Raw genomic sequence first — 12,111 nt, 5'->3', positions numbered from 1 at the left:
CGGATCGGATAATCCGGTCCGCCCTTCTCTTTTAAAATCTCCAACTCACCCCAACGAATCCACCGAAAGCGTCCCCCAGATCCTCGGAGGTCTCCAGCGATCCCGTGTCCTTGTATGTGGAGTAGCTGCGCAGGAAAGAGTATTCCGGGCCAAGGCTGACAGTGAGGTTCTCGGTGACTTTGTAGTCCATGTAAGCCCCGGCCGTGAGACTCCGGATGCCTGCGTAACCGCTGCCGAATACTGGGCTGTCCGAGGCGAGACGGTACGTACGGGATCTTGTGGAAAGCCCGGCACGGAAGCCGATGCGCGTTTCTTCGCCCTCCTCCCCTTTCAGCCCCAGTTCACGCAGGGCCAAATCCAGATGCTCTGGGGAAACGTGCAGGGCGAGGTCCGCGTCCAGCCTGCCGAAAAGGTCCTGGTTCAGGGGGCTGAGAACCACGGTGGAGAGCATCAAACCCAGTTTCCACCCCTTCCAAACGTCAAAGGCCAACTCACCGCTCGCGCCAACGCCCACCGCTCCGGGAAACTCGCGCTCGAAGGAGGATGTGGCTTCCGCGTTGATCCACCATGACCAGCGATTCCAATCTCCCCGCTCCAGCAGGGCGCTCAGGGAGATGTCGTGCAGCCCCTCCCAAGGAGCCTCACCCTCCGCGTCCAGCGGCAGGGCCTCCAGATCGTTCCACACGAAATCCGAGTACTCGTAGCGAAGGTGAAAGATGGAATAGGCGGCGGACAGGACCGTGCGATAGAGTTCCACCCCCCCGTCGGACGAGCCGAAGGAAGCCTCGCCCATGTAGCCCGCTCCCAGGGAGGTGGTCAGCCGCCGGGATTCGCTTGGTGTGGGATCGGAGAATACCACCGTGGCCCCGCTGGTTGTCTCGGGCAGTTCCTGGCCGTTGGCGGCGAGCGCTCCGCCCAACAGCATGACGCAAACCAGGCCCACAATGGTTTTTTTCATCCGGGCACAATGTATCGGGCCACCCTCCGGGTCAAGCCCCCTTGCCAAATGACGGCAAAGGCTTATATTGCCCTTTCAGGTTCATTGACAGCCGCGTCGCGGCGTCCGTTCATGGGGGCGCACTGGTTTCGACGTGGACGAGAGAAACCCGGGTTGCAGGCCGAGGCGCCGCTGGCCTCGTAAAAAGCGGCACAAAAAGTTAGTCGCCAACGATCACGACTACGCCCTGGCTGCTTAAGTGAAGCCACGTCCCGCGCGTGGATGCCTGATAAACGCGTGGGGCGACGATGCATCAGGCTGGCTCGGCCGGTCGGTCCGTCGCTCGCCGAGTGAGAACTTAGATGGACTTGGTCCTGGGGCAGCCCTGAACGGGGGCGATTCCCAGGTCGACAATACAAACCCGTTCTAAGCCTGTAGACGCCTGGGTGGACCGTTCGCGGACGGGGGTTCGATTCCCCCCGCCTCCACCATTTGAAAAAAGACAACCCGTCTCTCCGGAACCACTCTCGGAGGCGACGGGTTTTCTTTTTCCCCTTGTTTCTAAAGGGTTTGCGCCCGTTTCACATCTTTCCAAAGCACCTCTTAGCACCATCGATTCTCCCCATCTTCCAGCCTTTCTTTCTCTGTTTGGCCCCTGATTCTCTGTTTTCTCCGGACCAAGTCCGAAGCGCGTCCGGGAAGCTACATCCTTGATTGATATGGGTTTGCGGCTTGTTGCCGTTTTTGGCGGTTGTCTTAGGTCATCGTTCGATGCCGCAACCGGACGTTTTTTTCGAAATCGCCCGCCACGGCCATAAAAAGAAGCGCAGTCAACTCCGCTTTCCTACCCCCAATAGTAGAAAAGCCGACGCTGATGGTCGGCTCTCTGGGGTAGTCTCCGGTCCGGTCGTCAGTCGGTGGCGAAGCCGAACTGGCGGCGCTGCTCGGTCCAGTCCTCGGGAAAGGTCTGGGTCAGCTTGGCCAGCGAGAGCCCGTTGGGTTCCTCGCCATTGATCAGGGCTTCGATGATGTCGGGGGCCAGGGTCGTCAGCTTGAGGATGCGGGCCACATACGAGCCATCGACGTCAAGGGTACGGGCAAGCTCGCTGATGGACTTGATCTGGCCGGATTCGAGGATGTCGGCCCAGGAAAAGGCCCTTCCCAGTGCCTGGAGGATGGCGGACTGCACCGGTTCCTGTGCTCCGGTGATTTCTCCATCCAGGGCCTGGGGAGCGATGACCGTCTTGCGGCCACGCATGCGCCGGATCAGCATCGGGATGTGAATCTGCAGGTTGCCGTTGTCAGCTACGGTAATGGTCGGCTTCATTTTCATCGGCTTGCCCTCCGTTCAGTGACTTCGCATGCCAGACCAGCCAGCTCGGCGATGAGCGTTGTCAGCCCGTTGGTTCGCAGCTCCATGTCGATTCCGGTCTCACGGACCTCCACCTTATCCACCAGGAGGCGGATGAGCCGGTTTCGCTCCACCGGGAAAAGGTCATCCCAGAAGCCCTCGACATTCTGGAAGGCCTCCGACACATCCTGCTCCGTGATGCTGTTCCCCTGGTAAGCTTTGCAGCGCTCGCTCACATGGGTCAGTTGTTTCGAGAGCTCGACCGCCTGGCGATTGACGGCCGTCAGCATCTCGGTCTTGCCCGGCTGATCGCTGCCGGGTTTCATCAGTTCGAGTGCCTGCTCCCGTGCCTGCGACAGCTCCATCTCGAGTTGGGCTTTCTGCTTGAACAGCCGCTCCCGCTCCGCCTGCTCGATGTCCCGGGCCGCGAAGTAGGTTTTGGCCACCAGCGTCGGTGTCCGGAACACCGCGCTCAACTGCTCGATTACCGCCTGCTCGATGTCCCCGGCGGGAATCCGTTTGAGCGGGCACCGGCTCACGGTCCGCTTGCTGTCTTTCTGGCAGATGTAATAGGTGTAGTGGCGGCCGTTCTTGCGGGCGTAGGTCGGTCCCATCGCGCATCCGCAGTGGCCGCAACGGATGACGCCTTTCAACGGGGCGACCATTTTGGTTCTGGCCATGGAAACCTTGACCGGTTTGTTGTCCTCCAGGATGGCCTGCACCTTGTCCCAGGTCGCCCGGTCGATGATCCCTTCGTGCTCTCCGGGGTAGCTGCGGTCCTTGTGGGCGATCTCGCCGATATAGATCCGGTTATTGAGCAGCCGGTAGATGTGGGCGGTGTTCCATTCGGAGCCCTCGCGCACTTTGCCTTTCTTGGTGGTCCAGGCCTTGGTGCGGTAACCCTGTTCGTTCAATTCCTGGCCCAGCTTCTTGGCCGAGCCGATCTGGATGAACCGGCGGAAGATGTACTGCACCGTCATGGCTTCATCGGGGTTGACCAGCAGCTTCTTGTTGTCCCTGTCGACGTCGTATCCGAGGATGGGTACGCCGCCGCAGTATTTCCCCCGGCGCTTGGCTGCCGCCACCTTGTCCCGGATACGCTCGGCTATGACCTCCCGCTCGTACTGAGCGAAGGTGATCAGGATGCCGAGAAACATCCGGCCGGTGGGGTCGGTGGTGCTGAAGTGCTGGGTGACCGAGACGAAGCTGACACCCTTCTCGTTGAAGAGGTCGATCATCTTCATGAAGTCCAGCAGCGAGCGGGACAGCCGGTCGACCTTGTAGACGACGATCACATCGATCTTCCCGGCGTCGATGTCCGCCAGCAGTCGGCGCAGCCCCGGGCGCTCCATGTTCCCACCCGAGAATCCACCATCGTCGTAGCGATCCGGCAGAGCCGTCCAGCCACGCATCCTCTGGGCTTCGATATAGTGTTCCGCAGATTCCCGTTGTGCATCCAACGAGTTGAACTCCTGTTCGAGCCCTTCCTCGTGGCTCTTGCGGGTGTAGATGGCACAGCGCAGGGTCTTGTTCTTGCCCGGCGCGACATTGCTGTTATCAAGCATCCGAACCTCCCTCGGCTTTTCTGCCGTAAACCTTCTTCAACCCGAAAAAGACCTTGCCGTTCCACCTGGTCCCGGTGATCTCCCTGGCCACCGCGCTGAGCGACCGGAAGGTGCGGCCTTCAAACTCGTAGCCATCGGCAAGGACGATCACCTCATAACGCCGGTCGTTCCAGACCCGCACCAGTCTGGTTCCAGGCAGGATCGCCTCGTTCGATTTCCGCTCTTCTGGGATGCGTCGATTGACAGTGGCTACCGGGTCCTCCTTGGCGGCCTGCTGGAGATGGACCTTGGCCTGCTCGGACAGCCCGCCGTAGAAAAGCTCCTGGATGCGATAGGCCAGCCGTTTGATGAGGAATTGCTTCTTGTACTGGGGAGGCTCTTCGCCGTAGAGGTCGAGCCATTTTTCCCGGAGCTGCTCCAGGGACATGGATTGCAGCAGGGCCATCTGCCGAAGGACCGAGTTTCGGGTTCGGTCCTGATTCTTGCCGCCCGTGGCGGCGTTCTGTAACTCAATCATTTTCAACTCCTTATTTTGGTTTCCGGACGAGTTGTCATGAATGAATGCTCTGTTCCGGCAATGAATCAAGTCCTTCTCCGAGCACAGGGGAAGAATCTTCGAAAAACTCTAACTCACTGCCTACACATGCTTTTTTGGCCTTTCGGCGCAGGACCGCCGTAGCCAGAATGGAGGCGGCTGACTGGAGCCTCGCCTCACCCGACAGGCGGCTGGGATTGCCGTTTTCGCCGAGATCTTCCGTCCCCGGCACATCATTCATTTTCTGTACATCCAACATCGAACACCTCCGGTGGGACCGGGGGACTGGATGGTGTGGATGCCAGAAAACGGGGGCGGTCGGGATGCGCGTTCGATGGCACCCACAACCGCCTCAGCTCCGCCTCTGGTCGGTTATCTGGTTGTGCCCGGCTTGAACCGGACTTGCGTTCGTTACCTACCGGAGGGACGTGCAAGATGACGGAATCAGACGAGAAGTCCTGTCTTTTTGATTGACCTGATGTTCATCAGGTCGTATATTCATTGGTCATAAATTGGGCTTAATCCGCTCAGTGGCTACGACACGGAGCAATCGCCATGGGAAAGAAAAAGGTATCGGAAATAACCGACCCACAAGCCAACACGCTGAGGGTCATTTGCCAAATCATCGATGAAAAGGGGTTACCGCCAACGGTGAAAGAATTGTCGGAAGTCCTTGGTATCAGCCACGCGAGCGCCCACGAGCAGATCGCTCAACTGGTACGGAAAGGCTATCTGAAGAAAGAAGCTCGTAAGGCCCGGAGCATCGTCGTCATCAGGAGGCCCGAATAACGATGCCGGGTCGCGACAAATAAGGAGATCGACATGGGGCACGTCAGACTTGGAAGCCTTCCAAGGTCGAGGGCATGGAAAGAGGTGGTCGGCCTGATCACGGCCGGTGCCGACGTGTCCCAAATCGCAAATGCCACAATCCGGGCGGCCGACAAAGCCTTCACCTCCGTGCTCAACGATGAGGGGTTCACCGAGGCGGTCTGGTTGATGACCCAGCTCGCCATTGCCGCAAAAAAAGAGAACTTCGGCGAGCATCTCCAATCCCTCGGTGTCAACCTGCCGCAGGATACATCCCTTCCCGATCTTGCCGCCGCAATCTCCGAGGCCTTGGATAATAAATTGGAGTCCAACGGTGGCCGATCCGACCTCGGTGAAATGTCTCAGCGGGCATTGGTTGGAGCCCTGGTGGAGCACATCTCACCAAAGCTGCCGTCTCTGTTCGCCCCCGGACCAGATGATGTTCGGGCCGCACTGGCTGCGCTCGGAAAAAAGCGGGAGTTCGGAGAACTGTCGCGGACTTTCTTCGCCAAGCTGACCAACGAGAGCATGAACTATTTCCTGTCAAAAACGCTGGCCACCCATCTTGGCGAGGGCCAGCGCTTTGCCACCATGAATGAAATGGGACAATTCGAGAAGGCCCTGAACATGCACTGCAAAGAGGATTCCCTGATCGTCGAACAGTTTTCAGCAGACTGGTTTTCAAAGCACAGATACGAAGAAGGTGGTGACATCTCCAGGGAATCTTCCAATGGCTTCGCCTCCTATGCGCTGAAAAAGATGAAGGACGAGCTAAAAGAAGGAGCGCGAGCCGATGCAAGATAAGCGTTACATCATATGCGGAAACGCACCGACCGATGGGATTAAGGAAACCCCTGGCCGGGATCTGCGTCTGCGCCTTTGGGGCAAAGACGGGCCGGACAAGATCACCCTGCGCATCGAAGACATTCATACAAAAATTGTCAGAAATGTGCCGGATGTCTTCCAGGATCTGCTTGAGATCGCCACCTATGTTTACTGCGCCGACCAGGCCATTCCACGGGGAGCCGATGACGTCGATTCCTTCGGGCACGGCTGGCGCAGAGATCTGCACTTCATCATCCCGGTAAGGACCCCGGATTTCTGGAACGGGCAAGAGATTCTGCAGGCGCTGTGCTCGACGCTTGGCTTCCTGTCCGACGACAACTACCACTTCGAGTTCACCAAACTGAAAGAGGCACATGCTTTTCAAGGCTACCTGGACTTCAACGATGACGGACGTCTTCACGGTTATCCGGAACAGGTGGTGATGTTTTCGGGCGGCCTGGACTCGCTGGCGGGAACCATTGACGAGGTACTGAACGAGAAACGACGGGTGGTTCTGGTAACCCACAAGCCGACCCAGAAGCTCAACAAGCGCCACCGTCGGCTGGAAAAGATGATTGCCGACAAGGCTGGCGAAAACGATCCCCTCCACATCGGCGTTCGCGTCAACAAGAACAAGAAACTCAACAAAGAGTACACCCAACGGAGCCGCTCCTTTCTCTATGTATCTATCGGAGCGACCATTGCGCGGATGCTGAACCTGAAGAGCGTCCGGTTCTACGAAAACGGCGTCATCAGTCTAAATTTGCCGGTCTGCGCCCAGGTAGTCGGCGGACGGGCAACTCGCACCACCCATCCAAGGGTGATTCGAGGGTTTCAGGAAATCATCAGCTTGGTGGCTGGCGAGCCGTTCACGATTGAGAATCCCTACATCTGGAAAACCAAGGCCGATGTCATCCAGGTGATCACCAAGGCAGGATGCCAGGATATGATCGCGGCATCGACTACCTGCACACACACCTGGGAGATGACCAATCATCATACCCACTGCGGAACGTGTTCGCAGTGCATCGACAGGCGTTTTGCCATGCTTGCGGCAAAGGCCGATCAGTACGACCCGGTTGAAGCCTATAAGGCCGACATCTTCACCCAAAGCAGAAGCAAGGATGAAGACAAGATCATGACGGCCGCGTACCTGGAGCGTGCCAATCAGGTACGCGAGCAGGACGACATCACCCAGTTTATCGCCCGATTCAGCGAGGTCAGTCGGGTCTTCCGCTACCTTAATGGGAACTCCGGCAAAGTGGCACAAAAGGTTTATGACCTCTACAAGCAGCATGCCAAGGAAGTCTGCGATGCAATGGACACCATGGTTGGCCGCAACATCACCGCCATCCGCCAACGCACCTTGCCGGGAGACTGCCTACTCAGGACGGTCTATGAATCGGGATCGGTAATCTCCGTCCCCGCCATTCCGGTCGATCAGAAGCAGCCGGACAACTATTTCAGGAAGCGCGGGGGTGTCTGGGCCGCACGCTTTAACGGCAATGCCGAGGTGCTCGTGACGGGTGTCGACAAAGGAGCCGAGTACATCAACTTCCTCCTGGCAAGGCCCAACAAGGAAACCTCGGTCTACGAGATCGTCTGCGGGTTTGCCATCGATAGCTGCAACGCGGTCCTGAACTCCAATGAAACCGACGAAGGTTTTCAGGTCACCCAGGGGGTTCCGTTGGGTGATACCGGCTTCGTTGCCGACCGCAAGGCCGTCGAGCAATACCGGGAGACGGCTCACGAGCTTTTCCGAGAGATTGAAGAAGCCCGGGCAGAAAACAACGATGCCGAAATCCAGCGGCTTGAGGACGAAATGACTCAGATCACCGCCGCAATCAACGAGGCGGTTGGTCTGGGTGGCAAACTCCGGAAATCCAACGACAAACGCAAGAACATTCGTGACGCCTTCCGGAGTGCCGTGAACCGGGCCATTAAGTATCTGGAGAAGTACGATAAGCCGCTGGCTGCCCACTTGAAGGAGTCCATCAAGTGCGGCAACGCACCGGTCTACCGGACCGAAGAGGAGATCGTTTGGGAGGTCCGCCCGATAGTCAACGAATGACCCGGGACCACCCAGGAAGAAAAAACTAAAAAAAATTTCCGCTACGCCAAATGTAGCCATTGCGACGCCGGATGTAGCGCCTTCCCCAATGAAGGCGCGATCCGGCGTTTTTTATTGGTCAGCACAGGGTTGGCCACCGGGCGTGCCAGAACTTCCGAACAAGGAGACTGGCAGTGGCACAAATCAACAAAGCACACCTCACCCCACCGAAGCGGCGACTCATCGAGTTGATGCAGGACATCAACTTCGGCCGCATCACCAACATTCCGGTCCGCGACGGCGAGCCGGAACTCACCCCTGACACGGTCATCGAGCGTGAGATCAAGCTGGGCGGACAGAGCGGTCCCCGGCCCGAGCGCGACCAGGATGACTTCATCCTCAAGCAAGAGGTCGTGGCGCTGCTGGAGCACCTTGCGCAGATGGGCAGCGGAAAAGTCTGCCTGCTCGAAATCAAGCACGGTCTCCCGTTCCTGATGCGCATCGAGGAACGGGCAGCCTGAACACGTAACGACCTGAACCCATAGACACTGGACAACAAGCTGGACGCATGGCGGAGGCTGTTGTGGGTGTCGCCGAGCCGAATACGGCAATTGGCGGCGTACCTGCGACCCCTTCGCCCACGCGACAGCTTTGTCCTGTGATCTGGCCCGTGCCGACACCCACGCGGACCTCCTCCTCGCTCCGAGGAGGCCCCGATGGTTTCACAGAATTCTTACGATGGCATCGACAAGTATGCCGCCGACCTCATTCGGCACAAAGCACGTCAACTCGTAGGCAAAGCCGGATTCACCGAGGACGACAGACCCGACCTCGAACAGGAACTGATGATCGATCTGCTGCAGCGGATGCGGCATTTCAATCCCGCCAAGGCCAAGAAGACCACCTTCATGGCCCGGATCGTCGAACGTCACATCTCCACCATTCTGGAGGCCCGGTTCGCCCAATGCCGGGACTGGCGGCTCTGCCAAACATCACTCAACGAACCCCTCGACAACGGCGAAGGCGACACCACCGAGCGGATCGACTTCCTGGATAGCGAAGGCTCTCTGGGAAGCGGCACCCGCGAGACAAGGGAGCGCCTCGCCCATGAGATCCGCATGGACCTCGACCGGGCCATCGCCTCGTTGCCGGAAGAGCTCCGGGATCTGTGCGTGCGCCTGCACGACAGCACCATGGCCGAAATCGCCCGGGAGATGGGCATTCCCAGAACCACCCTCTACGACCGGCTGAGCAAGCTGCGGGAGGCTTTCAGCGAGGCTGGCCTGACCGACTACCTGTGATCTCCGACGCATCAGCCCCGGCTCCGGTAAGTAAGCACCGTGCCGCATGGTGCGGCTATCCGGGGCCTCGGAAATCAGAACCTGAACAAAAGAGGAGTTCAACCATGACTCACGACACCTACAAGTACCGTTTTGACGAGTCGGTCCCGGCCCAGGAACTGGAAGACACTTTCATGTTGGCGATGCTGGCCGTCGAAAGCCTGCATGGCCGTTCCCGTGTGCGGATGGAGAGCCGGTTCAATCTGGACAAGGCCCGACGCACTTGCGTGATCGACGCCTCCACCGATGTCGGCAGCGACCTCGCCCGCATTTTCACCGGCTTCGCCACCAAGGAATACGGCGAACGCTCGGTCCTGATCGAACGATCCCAGCCGTCGGGTTGCGCCTGTGCCTCCAAGCATCGCGCAGCGCCCGCCGCTGCTACAGCGGGGGTGGCGGTATGAGCGAGCTGATGACCACCACCTATTCCATGTGGCGGCTGTTCCGCAACTGCCGCATGGCCTGCAAGTGGCGCTACATCGACGAGCTGGTGCCGCTCGAGCGCGACCCCAATCTGGCCTTCGGCTCGGTCATTCACGACTGCCTGGAGTGCTGGCACGGCGAGCGAGATCTGGCCAAGGTCCTCGACCACATCGACCGGACCTATCCGAACCGGGCGCAGGACGATTATCAACAGGCCGACTGGCATCTCGCCCGAGCCATGATGAGCGCCTACGCGGAACACTACCCGGCCGAAGCGTTCGATGTCGTCGCGCTCGAAAAGACCTTCGAAGGTCCCATCGTCAACCCGGCGACCGGGGCGACCTCGCGCAGTTTTATTCTCGCCGGGAAGGTGGACGGCATCGTCCGTCAGGATGGCCAGTATTTCCTGCTGGAACACAAAACCGCCTCGCAGATCGACGCCAGCTACCTGGAGCGGCTGTGGACCGATTTCCAGATCATCCTCTACGCCTGGTACCTGGAGCAGACCCTCGGCATCACGGTCAGCGGCATCATCTATAACGTCCTGGTCAAGGCCAAGTTGCGCCAGGGCAAGGGTGAGACCGAAGCCGAATTCGAGGCCCGCCGGGCGGAGCTGATCGCCAAGTCGAAAACCGGCAAGAGCAGCGCCAAGCGCAAGCTGCCCGAGGACGACGAAACCTTTCAGCAGCGGCTTCAGGAGAAGTACCTCGAGCCGGGCATGTTCCACCGCGAGGTGCTCTACATCTCCCGCGACCAGTTCGAGGAACTGCGGGCCGAGCTGTGGGAACTCTCCAAGGCCATGCTCGACGCCCGTCGGCGCGACACCTTCTACCGCAACACCAGCTACTGCTTCCAGTACGGACGGCCCTGCGCCTACTTCCAGCTCTGCCGCTCGGGCGGCAACCCCAACGTCATCGAAAACCATTTCCAACGGATCGCCCCGCACGAAGAGCTGCGGGACGGAGCCGGTGAAGACGCCGCTCCGGTGTTTTGAAATCCCAACCATAAGGAGACGAAGCCATGCTTCCCAAGACCAAAAGCAAACCCAAACACACGCTCTCGGACCTCACCGCCCTGGTGTACGGCCCGAGCAAGATCGGCAAGAGCACCTGGTGCTCCAAGGCCGATGACGCACTGTTCCTGGCGACCGAGCCGGGCCTGAACGCCCTGGAGGTGTTCCAGACCCCGATCACCTGCTGGGACGATCTTCTGCAGGCCTGCGCAGAAATCGCCGAGGGCAAGCACGAGTTCAAGACCATCGTCGTCGACACGGTGGATAACGCCTACAAGATGTGCTCGGACTACGTCTGCAAGAAATTCAAGATCGAGCACGAATCCGACCTGGGCTACGGCAAGGGCTACGCGCTGATCAACAACGAGTTCCAGCGCGTCATCAACAAGCTCGCCTTTCTGCCCTATGGGCTGATCCTGATCTCTCACTCCCAGGAGCGGGACATCGAGACCCGGACCGGCAAACACACCCGCATCGTGCCGACCTTGCCGGAGAAGGCGCGGAAACTGGTCACCGGCCTGGTGGACCTGATCTTGTTCTGCGACCTGGACATGAAAACCGGCGAGGACGGCAAGCCGGTCTGGCAGCGCGTGATGCGCACCAAGCCCAGTCCCAACTACGACGCCGGTGACCGCACCGGCCGACTCCCCGAAGTCATCCCCCTCGATTTTCCGAGCTTCATGAAAGCGTTCAACAACACGGCAGCCGGAGCTGCGGCGAGTGCCGCCCGGACGAAGCCGGAGCCGACCGCGAGTGCGGCGGCGAAACCCCAACAGTAAGGAGATCCGACCATGGAACACTACGAAAACCAATCCAACAGCAACCTCGACCTGGCGCAGTTTGATGACGCCTTCGAAACCGCCGAAGTCGAGGAGCGTGAGTTCGAGGCCGTCCCCGACGGCAAATACCAGGTTAACGTCGACCGGGTCGAACTGACCCGCGCCCAGACCTCGGGCAATCCCATGCTCAAGTGGACCCTGCGCATCCTCGCGCCGACCCACAAGGGGCGTCTGCTCTGGCGCAACAACGTCATGGCCAGCAACGAGAACATCAAGTGGCTCAAGCAGGACCTCTACACCTGCGGGCTGCAGCTTCAGAAACTCTCCGACCTGCCGGGCCACCTCGAGCAGCTTCTCAACATCAAGCTGGAGGTGACCAAACGCACTCGCGGTGAAAACGAGAACATCTACTTCAACCGTCGCATTGTCATGGCCGACGATGCCGGGGCTCCCGGCGCGGCGATGGACGACATGATCCCGTTCTGAT

14 protein-coding genes and 1 other RNA gene are annotated in these 12,111 nt (G+C 59.3%); 10 read left to right on the top strand and 5 right to left on the bottom strand.

What is annotated here, in order from left to right:
- Window positions 1–31 precede the first annotated feature (31 nt).
- A complete protein-coding gene (locus N911_RS0105415) occupies window positions 32–958 on the bottom strand; it encodes a hypothetical protein (RefSeq protein ID WP_029895105.1) in 927 nt (308 codons plus the stop codon).
- Window positions 959–1,071: 113 nt separating this feature from the next.
- Between N911_RS0105415 and ssrA the strand changes: the two genes are divergently transcribed.
- Window positions 1,072–1,428: a transfer-messenger RNA gene (gene ssrA / locus N911_RS17910) on the top strand.
- A gap of 419 nt (window positions 1,429–1,847) precedes the next feature.
- Here ssrA and N911_RS0105410 read toward each other — a convergent pair.
- The 4 genes from N911_RS0105410 to N911_RS17905 are packed head-to-tail and all read right to left on the bottom strand — an operon-like array spanning window position 1,848 to window position 4,647.
- Window positions 1,848–2,270: a hypothetical protein gene (locus N911_RS0105410; protein ID WP_029895104.1), complete on the bottom strand. Its 423-nt coding sequence runs from the start codon at window positions 2,268–2,270 to the stop codon at window positions 1,848–1,850.
- On the bottom strand, window positions 2,267–3,853 hold the full coding sequence (locus tag N911_RS0105405) for a recombinase family protein (RefSeq protein ID WP_029895101.1): 1,587 nt from the start codon (window positions 3,851–3,853) through the stop codon (window positions 2,267–2,269). The genes N911_RS0105410 and N911_RS0105405 overlap by 4 nt, the downstream gene beginning before the upstream one ends.
- Entirely contained in the window at window positions 3,846–4,370 is a 525-nt protein-coding gene (locus tag N911_RS0105400; RefSeq protein WP_029895099.1) for a DUF2924 domain-containing protein, read from the bottom strand. Before N911_RS0105400 ends, N911_RS0105405 begins: the two co-directional genes overlap by 8 nt.
- 34 nt (window positions 4,371–4,404) lie before the next feature.
- On the bottom strand, window positions 4,405–4,647 hold the full coding sequence (locus N911_RS17905; RefSeq protein WP_081859053.1) for a hypothetical protein: 243 nt from the start codon (window positions 4,645–4,647) through the stop codon (window positions 4,405–4,407).
- Between the two features lie 296 nt (window positions 4,648–4,943).
- On the opposite strand from N911_RS17905, the gene N911_RS0105395 reads away from it, so the two are divergent.
- From N911_RS0105395 to N911_RS0105355, 9 genes are all read left to right on the top strand, one after another.
- Complete coding sequence (locus N911_RS0105395) at window positions 4,944–5,177, top strand: LexA family protein (protein WP_009379056.1); 234 nt, start codon at window positions 4,944–4,946, stop codon at window positions 5,175–5,177.
- An 84-nt stretch (window positions 5,178–5,261) separates the two neighbouring features.
- On the top strand, window positions 5,262–5,999 hold the full coding sequence (locus N911_RS0105390; RefSeq protein WP_237559898.1) for a hypothetical protein: 738 nt from the start codon (window positions 5,262–5,264) through the stop codon (window positions 5,997–5,999).
- Window positions 5,989–8,091 carry a 7-cyano-7-deazaguanine synthase gene (locus tag N911_RS0105385; protein WP_029895094.1) on the top strand — a complete coding sequence of 701 codons (2,103 nt, stop codon included), beginning with the start codon at window positions 5,989–5,991 and terminating at the stop codon, window positions 8,089–8,091. The genes N911_RS0105390 and N911_RS0105385 overlap by 11 nt, the downstream gene beginning before the upstream one ends.
- 173 nt (window positions 8,092–8,264) lie before the next feature.
- Window positions 8,265–8,591 (top strand): hypothetical protein, encoded by a 327-nt coding sequence (locus tag N911_RS0105380; RefSeq protein WP_029895093.1) that lies wholly within the window; start codon window positions 8,265–8,267, stop codon window positions 8,589–8,591.
- Window positions 8,592–8,786: 195 nt separating this feature from the next.
- The gene (locus N911_RS0105375) at window positions 8,787–9,371 is read left to right on the top strand and encodes a sigma-70 family RNA polymerase sigma factor (protein WP_029895091.1); all 585 of its coding nucleotides are present in this window, start codon (window positions 8,787–8,789) and stop codon (window positions 9,369–9,371) included.
- Between the two features lie 104 nt (window positions 9,372–9,475).
- Complete coding sequence (locus tag N911_RS0105370) at window positions 9,476–9,814, top strand: hypothetical protein (protein WP_029895089.1); 339 nt, start codon at window positions 9,476–9,478, stop codon at window positions 9,812–9,814.
- Window positions 9,811–10,827 carry a PD-(D/E)XK nuclease family protein gene (locus N911_RS0105365; RefSeq protein WP_029895087.1) on the top strand — a complete coding sequence of 339 codons (1,017 nt, stop codon included), beginning with the start codon at window positions 9,811–9,813 and terminating at the stop codon, window positions 10,825–10,827. Before N911_RS0105370 ends, N911_RS0105365 begins: the two co-directional genes overlap by 4 nt.
- A 26-nt stretch (window positions 10,828–10,853) precedes the next feature.
- Window positions 10,854–11,624 (top strand): ATP-binding protein, encoded by a 771-nt coding sequence (locus N911_RS0105360; RefSeq protein ID WP_029895086.1) that lies wholly within the window; start codon window positions 10,854–10,856, stop codon window positions 11,622–11,624.
- 12 nt (window positions 11,625–11,636) lie between these two features.
- Complete coding sequence (locus tag N911_RS0105355; protein WP_011367844.1) at window positions 11,637–12,110, top strand: DUF669 domain-containing protein; 474 nt, start codon at window positions 11,637–11,639, stop codon at window positions 12,108–12,110.
- The last annotated feature ends 1 nt before the right edge of the window (window position 12,111 follow it).

Source organism: Desulfohalovibrio reitneri (genome assembly GCF_000711295.1).
Taxonomy (GTDB): Bacteria; Desulfobacterota; Desulfovibrionia; order Desulfovibrionales; family Desulfovibrionaceae; genus Desulfohalovibrio; species Desulfohalovibrio reitneri.
Note: the sequence above shows the minus strand (reverse complement) of the source record. Positions and strands in the feature narration are given on the sequence as shown.

What these genes read in the sequence shown, in the direction of transcription:
- N911_RS0105375 (WP_029895091.1), top strand. Translation starts at nt 8,787, where the DNA reads ATGGTTTCACAGAATTCTTACGATGGCATCGACAAGTATGCCGCCGAC.
- N911_RS0105385 (WP_029895094.1), top strand. Translation starts at nt 5,989, where the DNA reads ATGCAAGATAAGCGTTACATCATATGCGGAAACGCACCGACCGATGGG.
- N911_RS0105410 (WP_029895104.1), bottom strand. Translation starts at nt 2,270, where the DNA reads ATGAAAATGAAGCCGACCATTACCGTAGCTGACAACGGCAACCTGCAG.
- N911_RS0105415 (WP_029895105.1), bottom strand. Translation starts at nt 958, where the DNA reads ATGAAAAAAACCATTGTGGGCCTGGTTTGCGTCATGCTGTTGGGCGGA.
- N911_RS17905 (WP_081859053.1), bottom strand. Translation starts at nt 4,647, where the DNA reads ATGTTGGATGTACAGAAAATGAATGATGTGCCGGGGACGGAAGATCTC.
- N911_RS0105370 (WP_029895089.1), top strand. Translation starts at nt 9,476, where the DNA reads ATGACTCACGACACCTACAAGTACCGTTTTGACGAGTCGGTCCCGGCC.
- N911_RS0105365 (WP_029895087.1), top strand. Translation starts at nt 9,811, where the DNA reads ATGAGCGAGCTGATGACCACCACCTATTCCATGTGGCGGCTGTTCCGC.
- N911_RS0105355 (WP_011367844.1), top strand. Translation starts at nt 11,637, where the DNA reads ATGGAACACTACGAAAACCAATCCAACAGCAACCTCGACCTGGCGCAG.
- N911_RS0105395 (WP_009379056.1), top strand. Translation starts at nt 4,944, where the DNA reads ATGGGAAAGAAAAAGGTATCGGAAATAACCGACCCACAAGCCAACACG.
- N911_RS0105400 (WP_029895099.1), bottom strand. Translation starts at nt 4,370, where the DNA reads ATGATTGAGTTACAGAACGCCGCCACGGGCGGCAAGAATCAGGACCGA.
- N911_RS0105405 (WP_029895101.1), bottom strand. Translation starts at nt 3,853, where the DNA reads ATGCTTGATAACAGCAATGTCGCGCCGGGCAAGAACAAGACCCTGCGC.
- N911_RS0105360 (WP_029895086.1), top strand. Translation starts at nt 10,854, where the DNA reads ATGCTTCCCAAGACCAAAAGCAAACCCAAACACACGCTCTCGGACCTC.